The 22,660-nt window shown below is 68.6% G+C and carries 23 protein-coding genes; 18 read left to right on the forward strand and 5 right to left on the reverse strand.

The features are described 5' to 3' along the window. Positions 1-6: 6 nt before the first annotated feature. From ACQ4LY_RS10065 to ACQ4LY_RS10105, 9 genes are all read left to right on the forward strand, one after another. Positions 7-1,137 carry a UDP-N-acetylmuramate dehydrogenase gene (locus ACQ4LY_RS10065; protein ID WP_431075666.1) on the forward strand — a complete coding sequence of 377 codons (1,131 nt, stop codon included), beginning with the start codon at positions 7-9 and terminating at the stop codon, positions 1,135-1,137. Between the two features lie 7 nt (positions 1,138-1,144). Further along, positions 1,145-1,765, forward strand: coding sequence for a nicotinamide riboside transporter PnuC (gene pnuC, locus ACQ4LY_RS10070; protein ID WP_431071081.1), 621 nt, complete (start codon positions 1,145-1,147; stop codon positions 1,763-1,765). Between the two features lie 10 nt (positions 1,766-1,775). Beyond that, positions 1,776-2,846 carry an AAA family ATPase gene (locus tag ACQ4LY_RS10075; RefSeq protein WP_431071083.1) on the forward strand — a complete coding sequence of 357 codons (1,071 nt, stop codon included), beginning with the start codon at positions 1,776-1,778 and terminating at the stop codon, positions 2,844-2,846. 4 nt (positions 2,847-2,850) lie between these two features. Next, on the forward strand, positions 2,851-4,419 hold the full coding sequence (locus ACQ4LY_RS10080) for an AAA family ATPase (protein WP_431071085.1): 1,569 nt from the start codon (positions 2,851-2,853) through the stop codon (positions 4,417-4,419). After that, positions 4,416-5,090 carry a potassium transporter Kef gene (locus tag ACQ4LY_RS10085; protein ID WP_431071087.1) on the forward strand — a complete coding sequence of 225 codons (675 nt, stop codon included), beginning with the start codon at positions 4,416-4,418 and terminating at the stop codon, positions 5,088-5,090. The genes ACQ4LY_RS10080 and ACQ4LY_RS10085 overlap by 4 nt, the downstream gene beginning before the upstream one ends. After that, the gene (locus tag ACQ4LY_RS10090) at positions 5,087-6,961 is read left to right on the forward strand and encodes a VWA domain-containing protein (protein ID WP_431071089.1); all 1,875 of its coding nucleotides are present in this window, start codon (positions 5,087-5,089) and stop codon (positions 6,959-6,961) included. Before ACQ4LY_RS10085 ends, ACQ4LY_RS10090 begins: the two co-directional genes overlap by 4 nt. Next, positions 6,954-7,562 carry a phosphohydrolase gene (locus ACQ4LY_RS10095; protein ID WP_431071091.1) on the forward strand — a complete coding sequence of 203 codons (609 nt, stop codon included), beginning with the start codon at positions 6,954-6,956 and terminating at the stop codon, positions 7,560-7,562. The genes ACQ4LY_RS10090 and ACQ4LY_RS10095 overlap by 8 nt, the downstream gene beginning before the upstream one ends. Beyond that, entirely contained in the window at positions 7,555-8,916 is a 1,362-nt protein-coding gene (locus ACQ4LY_RS10100) for a CoF synthetase (protein ID WP_431071093.1), read from the forward strand. Before ACQ4LY_RS10095 ends, ACQ4LY_RS10100 begins: the two co-directional genes overlap by 8 nt. Before the next feature lie 67 nt (positions 8,917-8,983). Beyond that, on the forward strand, positions 8,984-9,385 hold the full coding sequence (locus tag ACQ4LY_RS10105) for a VOC family protein (protein WP_431071095.1): 402 nt from the start codon (positions 8,984-8,986) through the stop codon (positions 9,383-9,385). Between the two features lie 94 nt (positions 9,386-9,479). Here ACQ4LY_RS10105 and ACQ4LY_RS10110 read toward each other — a convergent pair whose 3' ends face one another. From ACQ4LY_RS10110 to ACQ4LY_RS10120, 3 genes are read right to left on the reverse strand one after another with little or no spacing between them, the layout of a single operon-like run. Continuing rightward, positions 9,480-10,679 (reverse strand): pyridoxal phosphate-dependent aminotransferase, encoded by a 1,200-nt coding sequence (locus ACQ4LY_RS10110; protein ID WP_431071097.1) that lies wholly within the window; start codon positions 10,677-10,679, stop codon positions 9,480-9,482. A gap of 49 nt (positions 10,680-10,728) precedes the next feature. Next, positions 10,729-11,496 (reverse strand): amino acid permease, encoded by a 768-nt coding sequence (locus ACQ4LY_RS10115; RefSeq protein WP_431071099.1) that lies wholly within the window; start codon positions 11,494-11,496, stop codon positions 10,729-10,731. Next, positions 11,493-11,930, reverse strand: a complete 438-nt coding sequence (locus tag ACQ4LY_RS10120; RefSeq protein ID WP_431071101.1) for an amino acid permease — start codon at positions 11,928-11,930, stop codon at positions 11,493-11,495. The genes ACQ4LY_RS10115 and ACQ4LY_RS10120 overlap by 4 nt, the downstream gene beginning before the upstream one ends. Before the next feature lie 180 nt (positions 11,931-12,110). Between ACQ4LY_RS10120 and ACQ4LY_RS10125 the strand changes: the two genes are divergently transcribed. The 8 genes from ACQ4LY_RS10125 to ACQ4LY_RS10160 all read left to right on the forward strand — a co-directional run bounded on the left by ACQ4LY_RS10125 (position 12,111) and on the right by ACQ4LY_RS10160 (position 20,216). Beyond that, positions 12,111-12,569 (forward strand): Lrp/AsnC family transcriptional regulator, encoded by a 459-nt coding sequence (locus ACQ4LY_RS10125; protein ID WP_431071103.1) that lies wholly within the window; start codon positions 12,111-12,113, stop codon positions 12,567-12,569. Positions 12,570-12,615: 46 nt separating this feature from the next. Further along, positions 12,616-13,443: a PaaX family transcriptional regulator gene (locus tag ACQ4LY_RS10130; protein ID WP_431071105.1), complete on the forward strand. Its 828-nt coding sequence runs from the start codon at positions 12,616-12,618 to the stop codon at positions 13,441-13,443. 78 nt (positions 13,444-13,521) lie between these two features. Then, the gene (locus tag ACQ4LY_RS10135; RefSeq protein WP_431071107.1) at positions 13,522-13,962 is read left to right on the forward strand and encodes a cupin domain-containing protein; all 441 of its coding nucleotides are present in this window, start codon (positions 13,522-13,524) and stop codon (positions 13,960-13,962) included. Beyond that, positions 13,959-14,822, forward strand: coding sequence for an acyl-CoA thioesterase (locus ACQ4LY_RS10140; RefSeq protein WP_431071109.1), 864 nt, complete (start codon positions 13,959-13,961; stop codon positions 14,820-14,822). The genes ACQ4LY_RS10135 and ACQ4LY_RS10140 overlap by 4 nt, the downstream gene beginning before the upstream one ends. A gap of 30 nt (positions 14,823-14,852) precedes the next feature. After that, positions 14,853-16,514: an AMP-binding protein gene (locus ACQ4LY_RS10145; protein WP_431071111.1), complete on the forward strand. Its 1,662-nt coding sequence runs from the start codon at positions 14,853-14,855 to the stop codon at positions 16,512-16,514. A 1-nt stretch (position 16,515) separates the two neighbouring features. Then, entirely contained in the window at positions 16,516-18,906 is a 2,391-nt protein-coding gene (locus tag ACQ4LY_RS10150) for a bifunctional salicylyl-CoA 5-hydroxylase/oxidoreductase (protein WP_431071113.1), read from the forward strand. 66 nt (positions 18,907-18,972) lie between these two features. Continuing rightward, the gene (locus ACQ4LY_RS10155) at positions 18,973-19,380 is read left to right on the forward strand and encodes a RidA family protein (protein ID WP_431071115.1); all 408 of its coding nucleotides are present in this window, start codon (positions 18,973-18,975) and stop codon (positions 19,378-19,380) included. Next, on the forward strand, positions 19,380-20,216 hold the full coding sequence (locus ACQ4LY_RS10160) for a fumarylacetoacetate hydrolase family protein (protein WP_431071117.1): 837 nt from the start codon (positions 19,380-19,382) through the stop codon (positions 20,214-20,216). The genes ACQ4LY_RS10155 and ACQ4LY_RS10160 overlap by 1 nt, the downstream gene beginning before the upstream one ends. 114 nt (positions 20,217-20,330) lie before the next feature. On the opposite strand, the gene ald is transcribed toward ACQ4LY_RS10160, so the two are convergent. After that, the gene (ald, locus tag ACQ4LY_RS10165) at positions 20,331-21,425 is read right to left on the reverse strand and encodes an alanine dehydrogenase (RefSeq protein ID WP_431071119.1); all 1,095 of its coding nucleotides are present in this window, start codon (positions 21,423-21,425) and stop codon (positions 20,331-20,333) included. A 115-nt stretch (positions 21,426-21,540) separates the two neighbouring features. Between ald and ACQ4LY_RS10170 the strand changes: the two genes are divergently transcribed. Next, on the forward strand, positions 21,541-22,050 hold the full coding sequence (locus ACQ4LY_RS10170) for an Lrp/AsnC family transcriptional regulator (protein WP_431071121.1): 510 nt from the start codon (positions 21,541-21,543) through the stop codon (positions 22,048-22,050). A gap of 137 nt (positions 22,051-22,187) precedes the next feature. Here the strand turns inward: ACQ4LY_RS10170 and ACQ4LY_RS10175 are convergent, their stop codons facing one another. After that, positions 22,188-22,622 carry a hypothetical protein gene (locus ACQ4LY_RS10175; RefSeq protein ID WP_431071123.1) on the reverse strand — a complete coding sequence of 145 codons (435 nt, stop codon included), beginning with the start codon at positions 22,620-22,622 and terminating at the stop codon, positions 22,188-22,190. Between the last annotated feature and the right edge of the window lie 38 nt (positions 22,623-22,660).

The raw sequence follows: 22,660 nt of genomic DNA on the forward strand, positions 1-22,660 counted from the left end.
CGCGTGGTGCACGAGATCGAGCCGGTGCAGCTCTCGACGCTGACGACGCTCCACACCGGGGGAGCGCCCGAGCGGATGCTCGCGGCCTCGACCACGGCCGAGCTCGTCGACGCCCTCACCGACGTGTGGTCCCGCGGCGAGGAGTGGTTCGTCCTCGGCGGAGGCTCCAACCTGTTCATCGGCGACGAGCCGTTCGAGGGCACGGTGATCCGCGTCCTGACTCGCGGCATCGAAGAGCTCCCCTCTCCGCACGCAGGTCGGGTCAGACTGCGCGTGCAGGCGGGCCACGGCTGGGACGACCTCGTCGCCTACGCCGTCGAGCACGGCTATGCCGGTCTCGAGGCCATGAGCGGCATCCCCGGCACCGTCGGCGCGGCTCCCGTGCAGAACATCGGCGCCTACGGCCAGGAGATCCAGGAGACCCTCGTCGAGGTCGAGCTGATCGACGAGGCGACGGGCGAGGTATCCGTGGTGTCCGCCGCCGATCTGGGTCTCGGCTTCCGAACGTCCGTGCTCAAGCATCACTACGGCAGTGTGCCTGAGCGACCAGCCGTCATCCTGTCGGTGACGGTCGATCTGGTCGTGGCGGGAGAGCGTGTCGTCCGCGGCGAACAGCTGCGTCGGGCTCTCGCACTCGACTCGGATGCTCCGGTGCCCCTCGCATGGGTGCGGGAGCGCATTCTCGCCACCCGCGCATCGAAGGGCATGCTGCTCGACGAGCACGACCGGGACACTCATGGCGTCGGCTCGTTCTTCCAGAACGCGATCGTGCCCGATGCCGTGGCCCGCGCGCTGCCGCCCGAGTGCCCTCGCTGGCCCGTGGCCCCCGACCTCGATGCCGTGACGGTGATCCCGCTCGCGTCGTACGACGGATTCGTGCCGCCGGTGAAGACCGAGGCCCCGGACGTCAAGGTGAGCGCCGCGTGGCTGATCGAGCAGGCCGGGATCCGCAAGGGCTTCAAGCTGCCTCGGTCGCGTGCGTCCGTCTCGACCAAGCACGCCCTGGCGCTGACCAACCGCGGCGGCGCGACCGCCGCCGAGGTCTCGGAGCTCGCGCGCTTCATACAGAGCCGCGTGCACGCCGAGTTCGGTCTGGTGCTGCAGCCGGAGCCCGTGCTGCTCGGCGTCGAACTGTAGGAGCCCCGTGCTCGAATGGCTCCAGGCCGAGTGGCCTCAGGTTCTCGGTTTCGTCACGGGTGCGGTCTGCGTGTGGCTCGCCGGGCGTCGGAACGTCTGGAACTACCCGATCGGCATCGCCAACAACGTGGTGCTGTTCGTCGTCTTCATCGGCGCGGGGCTCTATGCCACGGCTGTGCTGCAGGTCGTCTATCTGCTGATGGGCCTGCATGGCTGGTGGCGCTGGACGCACGGCGCCGAGCAGAGCCGCACGTACGTCGTGAACACCCCGCGCCGAGCATGGCCGTGGCTGGTGCTCGCTGCGATCGCGGGCGCTGCCGTACTGGTGTGGGTGCTCACGACGTTCACCGACTCGCAGGTGGCGATCCCGGATGCTGCGACGACCGCCGCGAGCCTGGTTGCTCAGTACATGCTCAACCGCAAATGGATCGAGAACTGGTTCGTCTGGATCGGCGTCGACATCGCCTTCGTCGGCCTCTCGATCGTCGCAGGTCTGTGGGTCATCTCCGCGCTCTACGCCCTCTTCATCGGGCTCTGCGTGATCGGATACCGCTCGTGGCGTCGGGCTGCAGGCGCCGATCGCGATGCCGCGGCAGCGGGCACGACGTCCGCTCCCGCCCGGGCATGAGGCGACGGGCATGAGCGGTCACGGACTGGTGCTCGGCAAGTTCTACCCTTTCCACAGCGGGCATTCGCATCTCATCCGTCAGGCGCAGCGGGCGAGTGACCGGGTCACCGTCCAGGTGCTCGGCGCCTCGATCGAGTCGATTCCGCTCGAGGTGCGCGCCGACTGGATCCGAGAGTCGCACCCCGGCGTGCGAGTGGTCGCCGCGATGGACGACGCCCCGGTCGACTTCGAGTCGGAAGCAGCGTGGGACGAGCACATGGCGCTGATCGCCTCGCTGCTCGACGAACCCGTCGACACCGTGTTCTCGTGCGACGCGTACGGGGGCGAACTGGCGAGGCGACTGGATGCCCGCTGGGTGCGCATCGATGAGGGGCGACGCATCAATCCCGTCTCAGGCACCGCCATCCGCGCCGATGTCGCCGGCAACTGGCATGAGCTCGCGCCGGCGGTGCGGTCCTGGCTGACCGCCCGGGTCGTGGTGCTGGGGGCGGAGTCCACCGGATCCACGACTCTCGCTGCGGCGCTGGCCGACAGGCTGGGAACACTGTGGGTGCCGGAGTACGGCCGCGAGCACTCCGAGATCCGTGAGGGCGGCCTCGAATCCCCGTGGCGGAGTGACGAGTTCGACCTGATCGTCGATCGACAGGTCGCTCTCGAACAGCGCGCTCTGCGGGAGGTGCCGGTGCCGGTGCTGGTCTGCGACACCGATGTGCTCGCGACAGCGCTGTGGCACGAGCGCTACGTCGGTTCGACGGCCGCGCGCCTGAACGAGGCCGCCGCCGCGCATCCGCCGTTGCTCTACGTCCTCACGGGTGACGAGATCCCGTTCGAGCAGGACGGCATGCGCGACGGCGAGCACATCCGCCATGGCATGCAGCAGCGGTTCCGCGATGTGCTGGCAGTGCAGGACGTGCCCTGGCTCGAGGTGCGTGGCGATGTTCCGACACGGGTCGAGGCCGCGGCATCCGCTCTCGAGCCCCTGCTCGCCGAGCACCTGAGCTTCGCCGTTCCGCTCGAGGCACGGCCGCTCGACGAGCAGCGCGCGCTCCAGCAGCACGCCCGATCGACATCGTTAGGATGATCGCATGCCCGACCGCTGGAACAGAGTCTCCGCCTCGCCCACGAACCCCGGCAGCGGACACGGCGTCGATGCGCTGACCGCCGAGGACCTGTTCCGGCCGGCTGCACGGGCCGCGGTGCCGCTCGACGAGAAGCTCCGTCAGGTCTACTACTGGATCGTCAATCGAGCGGTGATCTCGCCCTACTACGACATGGAGTTCTCACACGGAGAGCCGCTCTCGATCGGGCTGGGAGATGCCGGGGCGGCTGTATCGCTGCCGACCCAGGCGTCGTTCTCGTCCAACGTCCTCGTGCCGCTGCTCACGTTCGCGGTGGGTGGCAGATGCCTGCTGATCGGCGGACCCGGTCGGGGCAAGACCACCGTCGCCGTGCTCATGGGGGTGCTCGCGGGCACCTCGTCTGCGGATGTCAGGCGCGCCGTACAGCAGGGGCAGCCGCAGCTCACGGTCAGCGATCTCGTCGGCATCCCGTTGCCGCGCGATCTCGTCGGAGCAGAGCGGCTCGCCGACATCCGCATCGCCTGGCGCGACTGGCTGGGGCTTCCCGTCAAGATCATCGACGAGTACAACCGCATTCCCACCAAGACCCAGTCGGCGCTCCTGACGATGGTCGCAGAGGGCTACGTCGAGAGCCACGACCAGATGCGCCGCACCGCACCGGACGGGGGAGTGGAGAGCTGGTTCTTCACCGCGAACGACGACGCGGGCGGCGGAACCTTCCCCGTCATCCAGGCGCTGCGCGACCGCATGGACGTCACCGTGCAGGCGGCCGGGTTCAACAGCCGGTTCTTCGACGAGCTGATCACCCGGGTCGAGGCGGGCGAGAAGCCCGAGGAGCACGTGCCCGCCGAACTCGCGTTCGACGCGGCGCAGCAGCACGAGATGCGCGCGCAGATCCGCGCGATGCCCATACCCGATGCCGTGCGCGAGCGCCTGCGGTTCTTCCTCAGCCATTTCGAGTTCGTGCAGCACGGCGGGCGCCGCTTCGAGTACCGCACCAAGGACGTCGTGACGACGGCGGGCGGACGCGTCGGCGAGGTCATCGAGGCGAACAGCGGTGCCGATCTCGAGGTCGATCTCGGTGCGCAGACCCGCAACGGACTCTCGGTGCGCGCTCTGCAGACGCTCATCATGTACGCCAAAGCCATGGCCTGGTTCCGGGGCGTGGACGCCGTCGAACTCGACGACGTCGCCGCAGTCCTGCCGTTCGTGCTCCGTGGCAAGCTGCTGCCCAACGCCACGCATCCGCGGTTCGACGTCGGCGCCGAGCGTGAGCTCAGCACCGACACCGTCAGCTGGCTGGCCGACCTGTTCGCCCAGTCGTGCCGACAGTACGACGCGCTCGGACGAGACACCGACGACGAGGTGGCCACGCTCCTCAGGGAATTCGACCGAGGCCTCGACGGCCTGCCGGCACTCGAGGCCTCTCGTCGAATCACCGCGGTCGAGGCGCAGCTGCGCCGGATCGCCACGGTCGGCAAGCTGTACGGTCGCGACTTCGACGACGTCATCGCGTTGAAGTACCTGCATCAGCGTTACACGGCCTACGTACGCTGGCAGGAGCTGCGCGGGTGAACCGCGTCCCGGTGCAGTTGGCGAACGTCTCGGCGCCGTTCCCGCCCGCCGAGCTTCCCGATCTCTCGGCGGCGGGGCTCGATGTGGCGCTCGCGGCGGAATCGGTGCGGGGTGCCCACGGCGATCCGCTGCTGTTCGGACGCGCGCTCGCCGCGGGGGTCGAGCACGACCCGGCGTCCCTCACCGACCGCGATCTCGCGCTCGACCTCGTCGCGATCGCCGCGTGGCGTGCGGGCGCGCTCGGGCTGCGCGCCGATGCGCTCACCAGGCTCGACGCTCTCGACTCCGCAGAGCAGCGGGTGTCGGCGGCCGCGGCCCTCGGCGTCGGCGTAGACGTGCTCGACGAGTTCCGGCGTCGGCAGCGGAGCGACCGCTTCTGGTGGCCCGGCCGTGCCGACCAGCGTGGCTACGTGCTCGCCACAGGAGGCTTCCGCGGCCTCGGAGGTGCGTGGATCCGTCCTCCTGAGCGCGTCGAGCCACTGCCGGATGACGGTGCCTTCGCCTTCCTCGTCGCCGGCGCCTGGTGGCGTCTCGACAGTGACGTGTGGGGCACGCGGCTCTCGCTGCTTTCCGAGCGACCGTCGACGGCTGAACCGCGCGACGACCGGGTGACCATCGTGATCGGACCGGATACTCACCTGGCCTGGGTGCACGTGCGGGAGCAGGGGTGACGGCCCTCCCCGATCGGGTTCCGCTCACCGACGACGCCCGATCGGCGTGGGAGCGGGCGCTCGCCCTGTGGCGGGTGCGGCTCGACGACCCGGTCGTCCGTCCGGGGGCGGCGGCGACGCACGGTGCCCCCGCGTGGTTCTCGTTCCCTCCGTCGGTGACCGTCGACCCCCGCTATCTCGCCGATCACGGGCTCGCCGACGAGCTGTGGAGCATGTTCGCCCACGAGATCGGACACCACGTGCTGGCGCCGAGCACCCGCATCAACTCGCTCAAGATCGACCACCAGATGGCGCGCGCGATCACCGCCGCCACGGCGCGCGTGGATGCGGGGGACGGGGCGCGGAGGCTGTCGAATCTGTGGAGCGATCTGCTCGTGAACACACGCGTCGCCCAGCTGCAGCGGGCGGAGCAGACCGGCGCGCCCACCGCCACCCGAGATCTCGGCATCGTCCGGCTCGGCCTCGCGCTCTATCCGGCGCCGACGGGCAGCGCCGATCGGCTGTGGTGGGTGTACTGCCGCGCGTACGAACTGCTCTGGCAGCTGCCGGCAGGCACCCTGTGCCCACTCGAGGCTCCGCCCCGACCGGAACGTGCGCGTGTGCGGACGACCCTCGTGCCGCTCAGTCAGATCCCCGAGAAGCACCGCGAGAAGGAACGCGCACTGCGTGCAGCCCAGGCCGAACGCGAGCGGGTGGCGGCAGAGCTTGCCGGGGCGACGGCGACGAACCCGGCCGTCGACGCCGCTCTCGTCGCGGATGCCGTGCGCTCGTTCGCGACCGACCCCGTTTCGGGTGCCGCGCTGTTCGGGGTGATCGCGGCCCCCTATCTCGCCGAGCAGGCGGGGGCGGCGGAGAGCGGTGCCGGCGAGCCGCTCGCCGGATGCGGTGTCGACGACGCCCCTGCCACGGCAGACGAGCTCGGCCGCATCCTCGCCGATCAGCGCCTGCGCGGCGATCTGCCGCGACACCCCGGCATGGTGCGGGATCCCGACGGACAGGACGACCCGGAGGACACGACCGACGATGGAGCGAAGAAGGACAGACAGCGTCTGACGATCGCGCGCACTCTCGCGCTGTACCGCGAGAGCGGCGAGGACGCCGTGCTCGCCGCCTGGTACCGCAACGAAGCGGCCGCATGGGTGCGTCCGTACACACGACCGGCTCCGTCGACGCCGACCGGCGGCATCCCCGGTCCCGTGGAACTGTGGGAGGTGGGAGACGCACTGGCCGACCTCGACTGGCCGCTGACGTTGCGCGGGGGCACCGTGATCCCCGGGGTCACGACCCGCCGGCGCTCGGAGCTCGACGACGAGCCGATCGTTCGCGAGACCAGCCTCGAGCTCGACCTCTACATCGACTCGTCAGGATCCATGGTCCATCCGCGCAACGGCTCGCCCGCCGTGCTCGCCGGCACGATTCTCGCGCTGTCGATCCTGCGCGGCGGAGGACGGGTCAGGGTCACGAGCTTCTCGGGCACGGGTGAGGTGGCGGGGATGCCGCGATTCGGCCGCGACCCCGCCGAGATCATCGCCGCGATCTCGCTGTTCTTCGGCAGATCGACATCGTTCCCGCTCGACCTCTACGCCACCAGGTACGCGGGGCTCCCGCCAGCGGACGAAGACGACCAGCGGCATGTGGTGGTGCTCTCCGACGACGGACTGGTGTCGATGTTCGGTGTCGGCAACGAGCCGTACCAGGGCGTCGCTCGCACCGTTCGAGAGGTTCTCACGACCGGTACGCTCGTGCTCATGGACCGTAGACACCAGGTCGCGCAGCTCGCCGAGCGCGACGGCTACGACGTGGTGTATCTGCAGACGATGGCCGACGCTCCCGCAGCGTGCGCGGCCCTGGCGGAGGCTCTGCATGGCTGACACCGAGGCACTCCTCGCCGCGTGGAGCGAGCGCTCGGGAGGAGAGCCCGAGGCCTGGGCCCGCACGAGACCAGGACCCTCGCTCGATTCGGTCGCTGCTCGTATCTCCCGCGTGCCCCAGGAGTTCCTCGATGAGCGGATCTCATTGCGTGCCCTGGCGGGAGACGTCCTGGGTGGTCAGATCGTCGCCGCCGGGTTCGAGGACGACCCTCGTGTGCGTCAGGGGGCCGCGGTCGGACTGTGGCTCGTCGCGAGCGAAGGTCTCATTGAGTCGCTCGATCCGGCACTCTCGACCGGATGGGCCGCCCTCGCCGTCGATGCGCTCGCGCTGCGCGTCGCCCCGGTCGCCGACCCCGCGGAATGGACCTCCGACGACGAGCGGCGCACCGAGGCCGCTCGCACGTTCCTGCTCTGGTGCGGCTTCCTCCCCGCGGGGGAGGATGCGGCGACCGCCGCCTCCCTTCTCGCCGCCTGCGACTCGCTGGCCCGCGACCGGGCGCTCGCCGAGGCGTACGAGGGCCACAGGCACCGGGCCGACATCGCCCGCAAACTCGAAGAGGCCCGCCGCAAGGAGGCGGCGGCGCGGTACTCCAGTGAGTGATCCTGACCTCCGTGGTGCGCTGACCCTCGCCGAGTACACGCCGGGAGAGGCTGCCGTGCTCACCGACGCAGAGCGCTGGCCGACCATCGACGCCGGGGGAGTGGCGAGACTCGCGCGCTGGCGTTCGCATCCGGATGCCCCGCAGTGGACCCACGCGACCGGTGATCGCCTCACCGCCGAGCAGGCAGAGCGGGTGCGGCATCCGCTCTCCACCGAAGACTGGCTCCGCGAACATCTCGTGGCCGCGCGACGCACGCTGCGCTATCGGGGGATGCCGGAGGACGCTGCGCTCGAGGACTTCCCGACGATCACGCGAGCCGACCTCGTCGACGATCTCGCTGCGTTCGTGCCGCTGGATGCGGACCTCTCACGCATGCTGCACGGCACGAGCTCGGGCTCCACCGGAGCGGCGCTGCTCATCCCCGACGACGTCGAGGAGGTCGCGCGCGGCTTCCACCTGCTCGTCGCGCTCGCCGCATCCGCCGGGGCCGTGGTCGCCGCCGACGGCGAACGGATGGCGGTGGCGAACCTCGTCTTCCAACGGCAGGCGTTCACCTACGTGTCAGTGATCTCGAGCTTCGCGCATCGCGCCATGGCGCGACTGAACCTGCATCCCTCCGCCTGGGACGACATCGACGCACGCGCCCGATTCCTCGGGGAGGCCGATCCGCAGATCCTGAGCGGGCATCCGACGAGCCTCGCCGAGTTGCTGGATGCCGGACTCGACGCCGTACTGCACCCTGCCGTGATTTTCTCGGGTGCCATGGCACTCTCCTCGCCGCTGCGTGCGCGCCTCGAAGTGGCGTTCGGCTGCCCGGTGATCGACGTGTACGGTCTGCACGAGGCGCGCCCGATCGCCGCGCGCACCGATGACGGGCCGTTCCGGATCCTCGACCGGCGAGTGCACGTCGAGGTCCTCGCCCCTCGCCGCGACGTCGCCGTGCCCCCGGGGGTCATGGGAGAGATCGTGGTGACCGCGGGGGAGAACCCGTTGCTGCCGCTGGTGCGGTACCGCACCGGCGACTTCGGCCGGCTTGTCAGCCTCGACGACGGCGCGTTCGGCATCGTCGACCTCGAAGGACGTGACAACACGCGCTTCCGCGCGGCCGACGGCACCCTCGTGCCGTGCGTCGAGCTGACGCAGCAGCTGCAGGCCCGTGGTGCGCTGGGGTGGTCGATCGATCAGGGCGACGACGGGCGGGTGCGCGCGGCGATCGCGGGCGGCGATGAGGCAGGCATCCGCACGGCTCTCGAGGCGCTGCTCGGGATGCCGGTCGAGCTGCACCGGGTGGAACGTCTCATCGACCTCGGCGAGGGCAAGCCGCGGCGCTATCGCAGCAGCGTCCCCGACTGACGGCCTCGCCCTGACCGACGAGGTCGCGCCGACTGACAACGTCGCCCGTTCGCCGTACACTCGCGGCATGAGCGGACTGATCCCTTACCTGCTGTTCCCGGGAAACGCGGCCGAGGCCCTGGAGCACTACCGCTCCGTCTTCGGCGGCGATCTGCAGCTGCTCGACTACTCGCAGGCCGGTCGTCACGACGGCCCGGGCGATGCGATCGCGCACGGACAGCTGTCCGGCCCGGTCGAGCTGGCAGGTGCCGACGCCGGAGCCGACGACGATGCCGTGCAGATGAGTGGCATGTTCCTCTCGCTGCTCGGCACGGCCGACGCGTCGACCCTGACCAGCTGGTTCGATCAGCTGTCCCTGGAGGGTCGAGTCATCGATGCCCTGCAGAAGAGACCGTGGGGCGACTACGACGGCACTCTCGTCGATCGCTACGGCATCCGCTGGCTCATGGGCTTCCACGACGAGGAGTGACCGGTCGTATAGTCTCGTCGCTGCGCTCCTCGCTCAACGACCGGGGTGCCTCCGACCCTGGTCGTCGAGCGAGCGGAGCGAGACGAAACGCAGGTCAGCTGAACAGTCGCTGCAGGCGCTGCACGCCCTCGAGCAACTGCTCGTCGCCGAGCGCGTACGACATGCGGAGGTATCCGGACGGGCCGAACGCCTCACCGGGGACGACCGCGACCTCGGCCTGGTCGAGGATGAGGTCGGCGAGCTCGAGCGAAGTGGACGGTGTCATGCCGCCCCAGGTGCGGCCGAGCAGGCCCTGCACATCCGGGTACACGTAGAACGCGCCGAGGGGGTTCGGCACGACGAGGCCGTCGATCTTCGACAGCTCCGACACGATCAGGCGGCGTCGGCGGTCGAAGGCCTCGCGGAACTGCTCGGCCTCGGTCTGGGGGCCGTTGAGGGCTGCGATCGCGGCCTTCTGGGCGATGTTGTTGACGTTGCTCGAGAGGTGCGACTGCAGGTTGCCGGCGATCTTGATGGCATCCGCGGGGCCGACCATCCAGCCCACACGCCATCCGGTCATCGCGTAGGTCTTCGCGACGCCGTTAACGAGGATCGTCTGGCCCGCGAGAGCCGGGACGGCCTCGACGATGGAGGTCGCCTTGACGCCCTCGTAGGTGAGATTCTGGTAGATCTCGTCCGAGATCACCCAGATGCCGTGCTCGAGCGCCCATTCGCCGATGGCCGCGGTCTCTTCGGCGGTGTACACGGAGCCGGTCGGGTTGGAGGGCGAGACGAACACCAGCACGGTCGTGCGCTCGGTACGAGCGGCCTCGAGCTGCTCGACGGTGACCTTGTAGTCCTGGTCGGCGCCGGCGAAGACCTCGACCGGAGTTCCGTCGGCGAGACGGATCGCCTCGGGGTAGGTGGTCCAGTAGGGCGCGGGCAGCAGCACCTCGTCGCCCGGGTTCACCACGGCCTGGAAGGCCTGATACACCGACTGCTTGCCGCCGTTGGTGACGATGACCTGGCTGGGGGAGATCTCGAGACCCGAGTCGCGAAGAGTCTTCGCGGCGATCGCCTCCCGAAGCGCAGGAAGGCCGGGCGCGGGCGTGTAGCGGTAGCTCGCCGGATCCGCCAGCGCCTCGGCTGCGGCGTCCACGATGAACTGCGGCGTCGCGAAGTCGGGCTCGCCCGCGGCATACGAGATGACGGGCTTGCCTTCTGCCTTGAGGGCCTTTGCCTTGGCATCGACCTTGAGGGTCGCCGATTCGGCGATGGCGGACAGCTTGCGAGAGAGAGGAGCGCGTTCGGTCACGAGTACGAGCGTACCCGGGTCGACCGTCCCGGTGACGGGGCGGATGCCGTCAAGATTCGCTGTTCTTCACAGCCGCTGTCGTGGTTCCGGTCTGCGTCTCGGTCCCAGCGGTCGCCCGCCGGCGCCTCTGTACGAAGAAGAAGGCGATGATCGCGATCACGAGACACGGGATGCCGAAGGGCAGCGTCGCCCGGAACTCCTCGGTCAGCGCGGTCGAGACGGCGATGGCGACCATCAGCACGGCGCCGATGACCGCCCCGATGCGCGACCCCCACACCGCGTACTTGGGCTTCTCTCCACGTGTCGCAAGATGGCGGCGGAACGCGACGTGCGTCACGAAGATCATGAACCAGGTGAAGAGGGCGCCGAACATCGAGATGGCGAACATCATCGTGAAGGCCTCGGTCGGGTTGAGCACATAGATCACCGTCGCGACGGCGATGCCGCCGGTCGAGAGGAGGAGAGCGTTCAACGGAGCGCCGTTCTTGGCCACCTTGCCGAGCATCCGGGGCGCTTCACCGGCTCTCGACAGCGAGAACATCATTCGCGTCGAGATGTACAGCTGGCTGTTCATGGCCGACAGTGCCGCGATGATCACCACGAAGTTGAGCACCGAGTCGGCGAACGGGATGCCGATGACCTGCATGACCGTCACGAAGGGGCTGGATCCCTCGAGGATCTCGGAGACGGGGGCGATGGAGACGATCAGGGAGAGCGTGAGGATGTAGAAGATCAAGAGGCGGAACGCCGTGACCTTGAACGCCTTCTTGACCGCCTTCTCGGGTTCTGCGGCTTCGCCGGCCGCGACCGCGATCATCTCGATGCTATCAGCGCCCCGCCGAACAGCACGACCCAGATCCACGGCGGGATGCCGGGGAACCACAACTGCATGTATTCGCCCACCGCCGTCACCTCGGTGCCCACGGCGAGCACGATGCAGCCCCAGTACATGTAACGCACCAGGAAACCGGCGAGCGGTCCGATGTAGTGCTCCGCGTACGCGCCGAAGGAGCCGGATGTCGGGTGCTGCACGGTCATCTCCGCGAGACCCGCCATCAGCAGCAGCGCGATCATGCCACCGATCAGATAGCTCACGATCACACTCGGACCGGCGAAGCCGATCGCGAACCTGCTGCCGAGGAAGAGGCCGGTGCCGATCGCCCCACCGAGGGCGATCATTCCGAGCTGCCGTGCGGTGAGTGACTTCTGCAGCCCGATCTCTCGGGTCTGGATGTCAGAGAATTCAGCCATGGTCGTCCTTCAGCGTCATTGCGTGCGGATGGGAGGGGGAGCCGCGGCGAGGCATCGCCCCAGCGCGACGCGAGTCTTGCAAGGATTCGATCGGAATGGCACAGTCGTGAAGATGATTCGACGAATTCACTGTTTCTCGAATCTGATTCGAAAAAGCACTGCTGGACTGAAAGGTGAACGATGACGTTCATTGTGACCGACGCCGACAGGCGGATCCTCCGCGAGCTGTCGCAGGACGGACGGCTGTCGAACAAGGAGCTCGCGGTCCGCGTGGGGCTCGCGCCGTCGACGTGCCACGGACGAGTGCGGATGCTCGAGGATGCCGGCGTCATCCGCGGGTATCGCGCGGTCGTCGATCCTCAGGCGGCGGGCGCCGCGATCAGTGCGCTGATCTCGGTGGCGGTGCTCGATCATGCGCGCAGCCAGGTCACCGAGCTCATTCCGCTCATGCAGGCGATCCCCGGCGTGCAGCAGGTCTTCCTCCTCGGCGGCGATCGGGATGTCGTGATCCATGTCGCGATGGCCGACGTGCCCGCGCTGCGCGAGTTCATCCGGGCGCACATCGGAGCGCATCCGGACCTCGGCCAGTCGCAGACCCAGCTCATCTTCGAACATGCCGTCGGCACGGCCCCGGCATGAGCGCCGATCCCGGTCGAGGCCGACGTGACCGGTACGCTGAGTGCTCATGAGCGCGGGTCATGATGCGGTGGATGCGGACGACCTCATGTCGGAGGGCGGCGTCCGACCGCAGCATCTCATCGTGACGGTGTTCGGGCGTTACGTCCGTGCCCACGGAGGCGAGATCCGCATCGCGGCCCTCATCGAGATGATGTCCGCGCTGGGACTCGATCCCGGCGTCGTACGGTCTTCGGTGTCGCGGCTGAAGCGACGAGGGATCCTCGTGAGTGAGGGGGGTGGCGCGTATCGACTCTCGTCCTCGCTCGAGGGCGTGTTCTCCGCGGGTGACAGGCGCATCTTCGCATCGCGGAGAGCGGAGCCCGCCGATCCGTGGCTGCTGGCGTCGTTCAGTATTCCTGAGAGCGAGCGCCCGCTGCGGCACCAGCTTCGCAGGATCCTGCAGCGGCTGGGGTTCGGGCAGGTGAGCGGCGGACTCTGGATCGCGCCCGGGCTGATCGCCGACGAAACGGAGACGGCGCTCCGCCGAGCCGGCCTCGACGGCTATGTGGAGCTCTTCCTCGGTTCGCGCGTCTCGTCGGATCCGCTCGAGAAAGCCGTGGGGGAGTGGTGGGATCTCGAGGGGATGGAACCGCTCTATCGCGGATTCGTCGACGCGTTCGGCGACGTGCCCGGGGAGATCGACCAGGGGGCCGCGTTCGCCGCCCATGTCCGAGCGATCACGCAATGGCGGCGTCTGGTGTATCTCGATCCCGGGCTGCCCCTGGAGCTGCTTCCGGAGCGCTGGGTCGGGGCGGAGGCCGGCGGCCTGTTCGCCGACCTGCATCGGCGACTGGAGCCGGATGCGGAGCGCTTCGTCAGTTCCGTGATGACCTGACGCGGCATATCGCTATCGCACTTGCGTGACGATCGTCACGTGTGTGACACTTCTTCGACACGGAGCGAAGGAGCTTTCATGACCGAGCACGAACTGCGCTGGGACCGGATCCCTCAGGTCACCCGCGGCGGCGAAGAGGACACGCAGACGATGTCGTCGGGCGGCTGCGTCCGCGTCTCCGGAGTCGGACCGCAGCACACCGAGGCGACGAAGATCTGGTTCGGCCAGGTGTCCAATGATCCCGGCTACCGATCACTGCCGCACCACCACGGCGAGGCTGAGACGGGAGGGTACGTCCTCCGAGGCACCGCCCGCATCTACTTCGGCGAGGGGTACCGCGAGCACCTCGACATGACCGCAGGCGACTGGGTGTTCGTGCCGCCGTTCATGCCGCACGTCGAGGCCAACATGTCTGTGACCGACGAGCTCGTCTGGCTGACCACCCGCACTCCTGACAACATCGTCGTCAATCTCGACGACGTCGACGACTCCACGCTCGACGGCTTCCGGCGCGTATGAGCACCTCTGCCGCCTTCCTCCGCGCCATCGCCCTCACCGAGGTGACGACGCAGACGGGTCGGGCGTTCGACGCGCAGCCGCAGCCGGTCCCGTGGCCCAAGGCCTACGGAGGAGACACCGTCGCACAGAGCATCGCGGCCGCACTCCGCACCGTCGGCGACGATCGGGCGCTGCATTCCGTGCACAGCACCTTCCTGCGCGGTGTCGATGTCACGAGGCCGGTGCGCTACGAGGTCGAGGTGATCCGTGACGGCCGGGGTTTCTCGACCAGGCACGTCCGTGGCCATCAGCACGGCAAGCTCGCGTTCATGGCGACGGCATCCTTCCACGTCCCCGAATCATTTCCCGACCATGCTCCGCCGATGCCGGAGGTACCCCTGCCCGAGCAGCTGCGCTCAACCGCCGACGTGCTCGCGGGGTTCGAAGGCGACGACATCGACTACTGGTCGCACGGTCGCAGCTTCGACCTGCGGCATGTCCCGGGGACCGTCTACATCGAGATCGAGGGCGACCGCGCGCCGCACCAGGCGGTGTGGGTGCGCTCCTTCGATCGGCTCGACGACGACCCCCGAACCCACCAGCTCGCGGTGGCCTACGTGTGCGACTACACGATCCTCGAACCGATGCTGCGCGTCCTCGGTCTTCCGTGGCGCACCGAAGGCCTCGTCACGGCCAGCCTCGACCATGCGATGTGGTTCCACTCGCCTGCGCGCGCCGACGAGTGGCTGCTCTACGCGCAGGAGAGTGCGGGGATCTCCGACGCCCGCGGCCTCGGTCTCGGCCGGTTCTACACCCGCGACGGACGCCTCGTGGCGACCGTCGCACAGGAGGGGATGATCCGCCCGGGTCGTCCGCTCTGACCTCCATCTCCTCTCCCGAAGGGACCGGCAATGACGCTTTCCCCCTCAGCGCACATCGACACGTTCGCACGCGATGCGCTGCCTCCTGCCCACCTCTGGCCCACCCTCGAATTCACGATTCCCGACGTCGTGTACCCGGAACGCATGAATGCGGCCGTCGAGCTCCTGGACCGGACGATAGACGACCTCGGTGCGGACCGCACGGCGATCCTGCTCGTCGACGGATCGACCTGGAGCTACGGCGAGCTCCGCCGGCGTGCCGACCAGTTCGCCCAGGTGCTCACCGAGGATCTCGGTCTGGTACCGGGGAACCGAGTTCTGCTCCGCATGCTCAACGGCCCGTGGACCGTGGTGTGCTGGCTCGGCGCGCTGAAGGCCGGGATGATCGTCGTCACCACGATGGTGGCATGGAAGGCGAGAGAGCTGAGTGCCATCGCGCACCGCGTGCAGCCCCGTCTGGCGGTCATCGACCACCGAGGCATCGACGACGCCGAGATCGCGTTCGCCGAGATGGAGGCGCCACCGGTCATCGTCGTCGCGGGCGGTGAGCGCGACGAACTCCTGCGGGCATGCGACTCCAAGCGAGGCGTGTTCACGGCGGTCGACACCGCCGCCGACGATGTCGCACTCCTCGGCGCCACGAGCGGTACGACAGGAGTGCCGAAGATCACGATGCACTTCCACCGCGACATCCTCGCCAACGCCGACACCTTCGCGCGGCACGTGCTGCATCTGACCGCGGATGACGTGAGCGCGAGCACCGCGCCACTCGCCTTCACCTTCGGACTCGGTGGCAACGTGGTGTTCCCGCTGCGGACGGGCGGTGCGATGGTGCTCGCGGAACGGGCCACACCGATCGAGCTCGCGAACCTCATCGAGCCCCTGGGAATCACGGTGCTCTACACCGCACCCACCGGATATCGGAGCATCATCAAAGAGGGGCTCGCGGGCGAGCTCCGCCGGCTGCGCCTCGGGATCGCGGCGGGCGAGCACCTCACGATCTCGACCTTCGAGGCCGTCGAGGCCGCCAGCGGACTCCGGCTGGTCAACGGCATCGGCGCGACCGAGATGCTGCACGTCTTCATATCGGCGTCCGGCGACGACATCCGGCCCGGTGCGACGGGACGGCCCGTGCCGGGCTATCGCGCGACCATCCTCGATGAGGACGGTCACGAGCTGGGTGCGGGCGAGCCGGGGAGGCTCGCCGTGATCGGCCCGACGGGATGCCGCTACCTCGACGATGAGCGGCAGCAGGTCTACGTGCGCGACGGCTGGAACATCACCGGCGACACGTTCGTGCAGGACGAAGACGGATACTTCACCTTCCAGGCTCGCAACGACTCGATGATCGTCACCGCCGGCTACAACGTCGGGGCGCCCGAGGTCGAAGAGGTCGTCCTCAGCCATGATGACGTGCTGGAGTGCGCGGTCATCGGGTGCCTCGACCCGGAACGGGGCATGATCGTCGCCGCCTTCGTGGTGCCTCGCGAGGGCGTCGTGCCCTCGGACGCCCTCACGGCCCGCATCCTCGACCACGTCAAAGCACATCTCGCGGTGTACAAGTGCCCTCGCCGCGTCGACTATCTCACCGAGCTGCCCCGCAACCCCAGCGGCAAGGTGCAGCACTTCATCCTTCGCGAACGAGCGGCCGCCGCGGCCGACCTCGCAGTATCACACACTCAAGGAGTCTGACATGCGCGTAGCCGTCATCGGCGGAGGGCCCGGAGGCCTCTACTTCGCCTCCCTCATGAAGCAGCTCGACGCCGCCCACGAGATCACCGTGTGGGAGCGCAATGCCCCGGACGACACCTTCGGATTCGGCGTGGTCTTCAGCGATGAGACCCTCGGTGGGATCGAGAACGCCGACCCGGTCATCGCCGCGCGGATGGGTGAGCAGTTCGCGCGGTGGACCGACATCGACATCACGTTCGGCGGCGTGACGCACACCGTCGGAGGGCAGGGGTTCGCAGCGATGGGACGCAAGGAGCTGCTGCAGCTCCTCCAGCAGCGCAGTCTCGAGCTCGGTGTCGACATCCGCTTCCGTGCACCGGCCCCGGACGCCGCCGAGCTCATGGCCGAGTACGACCTCGTGCTCGCGGCCGACGGTGTGAACTCTCTCGTGCGAGGACAGTTCGCCGAACGCTTCGGCCCTGATCTCGATCGTCGCGTCTCGAAGTACATGTGGCTCGGCACCGACAGGGTGTTCGAGGCGTTCACGTTCGCCGTGCTGCACACACCGCACGGCATCATGCAGCTGCATGGGTACCCGTATTCCGACGGAGGCAGCACGTTCCTGATCGAGATGCACGAGGACGTGTGGCGCGCTGCCGGCTTCGACGCCACCGAGGGCGAGGTGTTCCCTCCCGGCATCAGCGATCAGTATTCGGTCGACCGGATCCGAGAGATCTTCGCCGACGTGCTCGACGGTCATGAGGTGCTGACGAACAACTCCAAGTGGCTCAACTTCACCACGGTGCGCAATGAGCATTGGCACCATGAGAATCTCGTGATCCTGGGCGACGCGGCGCACACCGCGCACTTCTCGATCGGGTCCGGGACGAAGCTGGCGATGGAGGATGCTCTCGCGCTCGCCGCATGCGTGCACGAGCACGTCTCGCTCGACGAGGCTCTCGTCGCTTACGAGACCGAGCGTCGTCCTGTCGTCGCGTCGACCCAGCGCGCTGCGCAGGCCTCGCTCGAGTGGTTCGAGAGGATCGGGCAGTACGCCGATCAGGAGCCCCTGCAGTTCGCCTTCAACCTGCTCACGCGCAGCAGGCGCATCACGCTAGACAACCTGGCGGTGCGAGATCCCGACTTCGCGACCGAGATCGTGCGCGGTGCGCCGCTGGCGAGTCGCGAGGCCGACGAGCCGGCGATGTTCCGCCCCCATCGCATCGGACGACTCGAGCTCAAGAACCGCATCGTGGTCTCGCCCATGGACATGTACTCGTCGGTCGAGGGAGTGCCGGGCGACTTCCACCTGGCGCACCTGGGCTCGAAGGCGATGGGCGGTGCCGGGCTCGTGATGACCGAGATGGTGTGCGTGTCGTCCGAAGGGCGTATCACTCCGGGGTGCGCGGGGCTGTACTCGGATACCCAGGCGGACGCTTGGCGGCGCATCGTCGGCTACGTGCACGGCAACTCGACGGCGAGGATCGGCGTACAGATCGGGCACTCCGGACGCAAGGGCTCCACCCGCCGGATGTGGGACGGGATCGACCAGCCGCTCGATCAGGGCAACTGGAAGACCGTGGCGCCGTCACCTCTTCCGTATGGGCCGACGAACCAGGTGCCCGATGAGATCGATCGCGCGACCATGACCGCGATCCGCGAGGAGTTCGTGGCGGCGACCAGACGTGCAGCCGCCGCGGGCTTTGATCTGGTCGAGCTGCACGCAGCGCACGGATACCTCATCTCGTCGTTCCTCTCTCCGATCTCGAACCGGCGGACCGACGAGTACGGCGGTTCCCTCGAGAACCGCCTGCGCTACCCGCTCGAGGTGTTCGACGCCATGCGCGCCGCCTGGCCGGAGGATCTGCCGTTGACCGTGCGGCTCTCCGCCGAGGACTGGATCGACGGCGGGAACACGATCGACGACTCCGTCGAGATCGCTCGCGCCTTCATCGAGCACGGCGCGGACGCGATCGACGTGTCGTCGGGGCAGATCGCGTCGCACGAGAAACCTCAGTTCGGACGCAGCTATCAGACGCCGTTCGCCGATGCGATCCGCAACCGCGTCGCAGCCGCGGCTGGCGTCTCCGTGATCGCAGTCGGAGCCATCTCGAGTCACGACGACGTCAACTCGATCCTGCTGGCGGGCCGCGCCGACCTGGTCGCACTCGGTCGCACCCACCTGTGGGATCCGCAATGGACCCTGCACGCGGCCGCCGATCAGGGGTATCGCGGCCCTGGCGCCGTGTGGGTGCCGCAGCTGCGCGCCGGATCCCGCAAGCCGCCGACCTCGCGCACCGATGCGGTGCGCCCGCGCCTGGCGCTTGTACGCGATGTGCCGGACGAGAGCACCGACACGGCTCATCGGCGGTGGACGCCGCGGCCCGCCGGGGTCGAGGCCCTGGCTCGCTGAGCCGGTCGTCGATCGACGCGCGCAGACCCCAGCAACTCAGACAGAACGAAACTAAGGAGACCGCACATGTCGCGGCAGATCATCAACCCCGAGTCGCTCGTGAAGCCGAGTGGATTCGCACACGGCGTCCGAGCCGGGGAGTTCCTCTATCTCGGCGGTCAGACGGCGATGGATGCCGAGGGGCACATCGTCCCGGGCGGCATCGTGGAGCAGTTCGTCCAGGCGTTCTCGAACGTGCTGACCACGCTCGCGGCGGCAGGCGGCGAACCACGTGACCTCGTCGACGTCACCATCTACCTCACCGACGTCGACGACTATCAGCGCAACGGTCGCGAGATCGGCAGGCGCTGGCGCGAGCTCGCCGGCACCGAGTATCCCGCGATGGCGGGTATAGGCGTGACTCGGCTGTGGCAGCCGGAGGCGCTGATCGAGATCCAGGGCGTCGCGCACCTGTCGGGCGGGCAGGACGCCTGATGCGTCTCGCGACGGTGCGTCGAGACGGCGACACGCACGCGGCGGTGGGGGATGCGGCGGGATGGGTGCTGCTGGACGAGTCCGACGTGCAGGAGCTGATCGCCGCCCCCGACTGGCGCGGGCGCGCGGCGGATGCTCTGCGGCATCCGGCGAGGGCAGATGTCGACGCGCACGAGTTCGCCAACCCGGTGCCACGGCCCGCGAAGGTGTTCTGCTGCGGCTTGAATTATCGTGACCACATCGTCGAGACCGGACGACCGGTGCCGGAGTTCCCGACTCTGTTCGCGAAGTTCGCAGACACTCTGACCGGGCCCGCAGACGACATCGTCGTGCGCGAGACACGCAAGCTCGACTGGGAAGCGGAGCTGGCGGTCATCGTCGGCGCTGAGGTGCACCGGGCCGATCGTGAGCAGGCGAGGGCGGCGATCCTCGGATATGCGGTGTCGAACGACATCTCGATGCGGGACTGGCAGCAGCGCACGCTGCAGTGGTTGCAGGGCAAGGCGTTCGACGCGACGACCCCGGTGGGGCCGTGGATCGTCACCGCTGACGAACTCGATCCGAATGCCGGGCTGCGCATCACCTGTTCGCTGAATGACGAGCTCGTGCAGGATGCCGACACCGCGGCGCTCGTCTTCGATGCGGCCGACCTCGTGGCCTATGTCTCGCAGATCACGGCCCTCCGCCCCGGTGACATCGTCCTCACCGGAACACCGGGAGGTGTGGCTCTCGGGATGCCGGAGCCGCGGTGGCTTCGCGACGGAGACGTGCTCACGACCGAGATCGAGGGGATCGGCGCGCTCCGGAACACCATCCGCTTCGACCACGGACGCTAGACACGACCGACGGCGAGCAAGGCCGGGGAGTTCGACTCCCCGGCCTTCGCGCGTACCTCATCCGGTCAGCCGGCCGGCCAGGTCACCGTGTCACCCGGCTGGCTGGTCACGCAGTCATGCCGTGGCGAAGCCGTGCGCGCGGGCGACGGCATCCAATGTGATGCGACCGCCCTGCACGTTGAGTCCCTTGGCGAGTGCGGCGTCGTCTGCAGCCGCGCGCTCCCACCCCTTACCGGCGATGGCCGAGACGTAGGGGAGTGTGGCATTGGTGAGGGCGCGGGTGGCGGTCTCGGGCACGGCGCCCGGCATGTTGGCTACGCAGTAGTAGATCGAGTCGTGCACGGCGAAGGTGGGATCGTCGTGCGTGGTCGGACGCGACCCTTCGAAGCATCCGCCCTGGTCGATCGCGATGTCGACGAGCACCGATCCGGGCTTCATCGCCGCGACCATGTCGTCGGTGACGAGCTTGGGCGCGGCGGCACCGGGGATCAGCACCGAGCCGATCACGAGGTCGGCCGTCGCCAGCTCCTCCGCGATGTCGTACCTGCTCGACGCGCGGGTCTGCAGAGCGCCGCCGTAGCGGTGCTCGAGCTCGCGGAGGCGGGGCAGCGAGATGTCGATCACGGTCACCTGAGAACCGAGCCCGAGGGCGTTGGCTGCCGCGTGCTCGCCGGCGACACCGCCGCCGATCACGACGGTGTTGGCGCGGGGAGCGCCGGCGATTCCACCCATCAGCACGCCTCGCCCGCCCGCTGACCGCATCAGGGAGTACGAGCCCATGGTCACCGACAGGCGGCCGGCGATCTCACTCATCGGCACGAGCAGTGGCAGGCTGCGATCGGGCAGCTGCACGGTCTCATAGGCGACGGCGGTGGTTCCCGCGCCGACGAGAGCAGTGGTCAGCGCGCGATCCGCCGCGAGGTGCAGATAGGTGAAGAGAGTGAGGTCCGGGCGCAGGAAGCCGTACTCCTGCGCGATCGGCTCCTTCACCTTGATGAGCAGCTCGGCCTCGCCCCAGGTCTCTTCGGCCGTCGCGACGATCTCAGCGCCGGCCAGACGATAGGCCTCGTCGGAGATGCCGGAACCGACGCCCGCACCGGACTGCACGAGCACGCGGTGGCCCTCATGCACCAGGCGGTCGGCGCCCGCAGGTGTGAGTGCTGTGCGGTTCTCGTTGTTCTTGACCTCTGTGGGCACGCCGATCTTCATCGATCCTCCAAGTGACGGTTGCGTGGGTACATCTCAGAATCGCAGAAACATCGGTCGATCGACAGAATGCCTGAAGAACATTCGCTCCTTTGTTGAATCCTGCATAATCGTTCGCATGGAGACATCGTCTGAGGCCGCGCCGTCGAACACCCTTCGGGCCCCGGCGCTCGATGCGATCGATGCGCGGATCGTGCAGCTGCTGAGCGCTGACGGCAGGATGACGAACGCCGAGCTCGCCGGCCACCTCGGCGTCGCCCCGTCGACGGCTCACGCGCGTCTGCGCGCACTCGTCGACAGAGGCGTGATCAGCGGCTTCCATGCGAGCGTCGATGAGCGGATGCTCGGCGCGGGCCTGCAAGCGATCATCGGTGTGACCCTGCGCCCGAGCGGGCGCAGGGAGAGCATCGTCGAGTTCGCCGACCGTGTGCGGGTACTGCCGCAGGTCATCCAGGTGTTCTTCCTCGGGGGAGACGACGATTTCCTGCTGCACATCGCCGTCGCCGACTCGTCGGAGATGCGCGAGTTCGTGCTCGAGCACCTGTCGGCGCAGTCGAGCGTCGCCTCGACGAGGACCAGCATCGTGTTCGACTATCACCGAAACTCGGTGGCGGCCTCGTTCCGCTAGCCGGTGCCGGCCTCCGACTGACGGGTGTCGGGGCACAGCGGATCCACGTCGATTCTCGGTGCCTCGGATGCCCGCACGCCGCGACCGCCGCTGACCTGAGCTACGGTCGCGATCCTCGGCGTCCCTCGAATCGACTCTCAGGCGCCGAACGACGAAGGCAGTGCGCAGTAGTCCGCGAAGCGCCGGGTCGGGTTCACCGGGTCGGTCACGTCGACCAGCGCCGAGGCGATCGCGTGCGGTGGTTCGTCTCCTGCGAGCTGCCACACGATGAAGTTCCAGAGACCGCGCGCGGTGTCACTCAGCAGCGCGGGCGGACCCGAGACGACGAGCACGCCGCCATCGTCGGGAGACTCTCGGAACGGGGCGATGACGTCGGAGCGAAGATCGTGCTCATCGCCGTCGGGGGTGTGCGTGCGCACGGTCTGCTGGCCTGCGGCGGTCAGTGCCTCGGTGAGCTCATCGGCCGTGTGGCGTGAGCGCTCGGCATCCGCTCCCGCGACGACGAGCAGGCGTCGTCCCCGCGGGTAGAGGTGCAGGAACTCAGCGGAGATGTCGGACCAGACGTCGCTCATGTTCTCAGGCTACGCCCGCCGGTGATCACAGGCGCCGC

The organism is Microbacterium phyllosphaerae (assembly GCF_050628115.1).
Lineage (GTDB): Bacteria > Actinomycetota > Actinomycetes > Actinomycetales > Microbacteriaceae > Microbacterium > Microbacterium phyllosphaerae_A.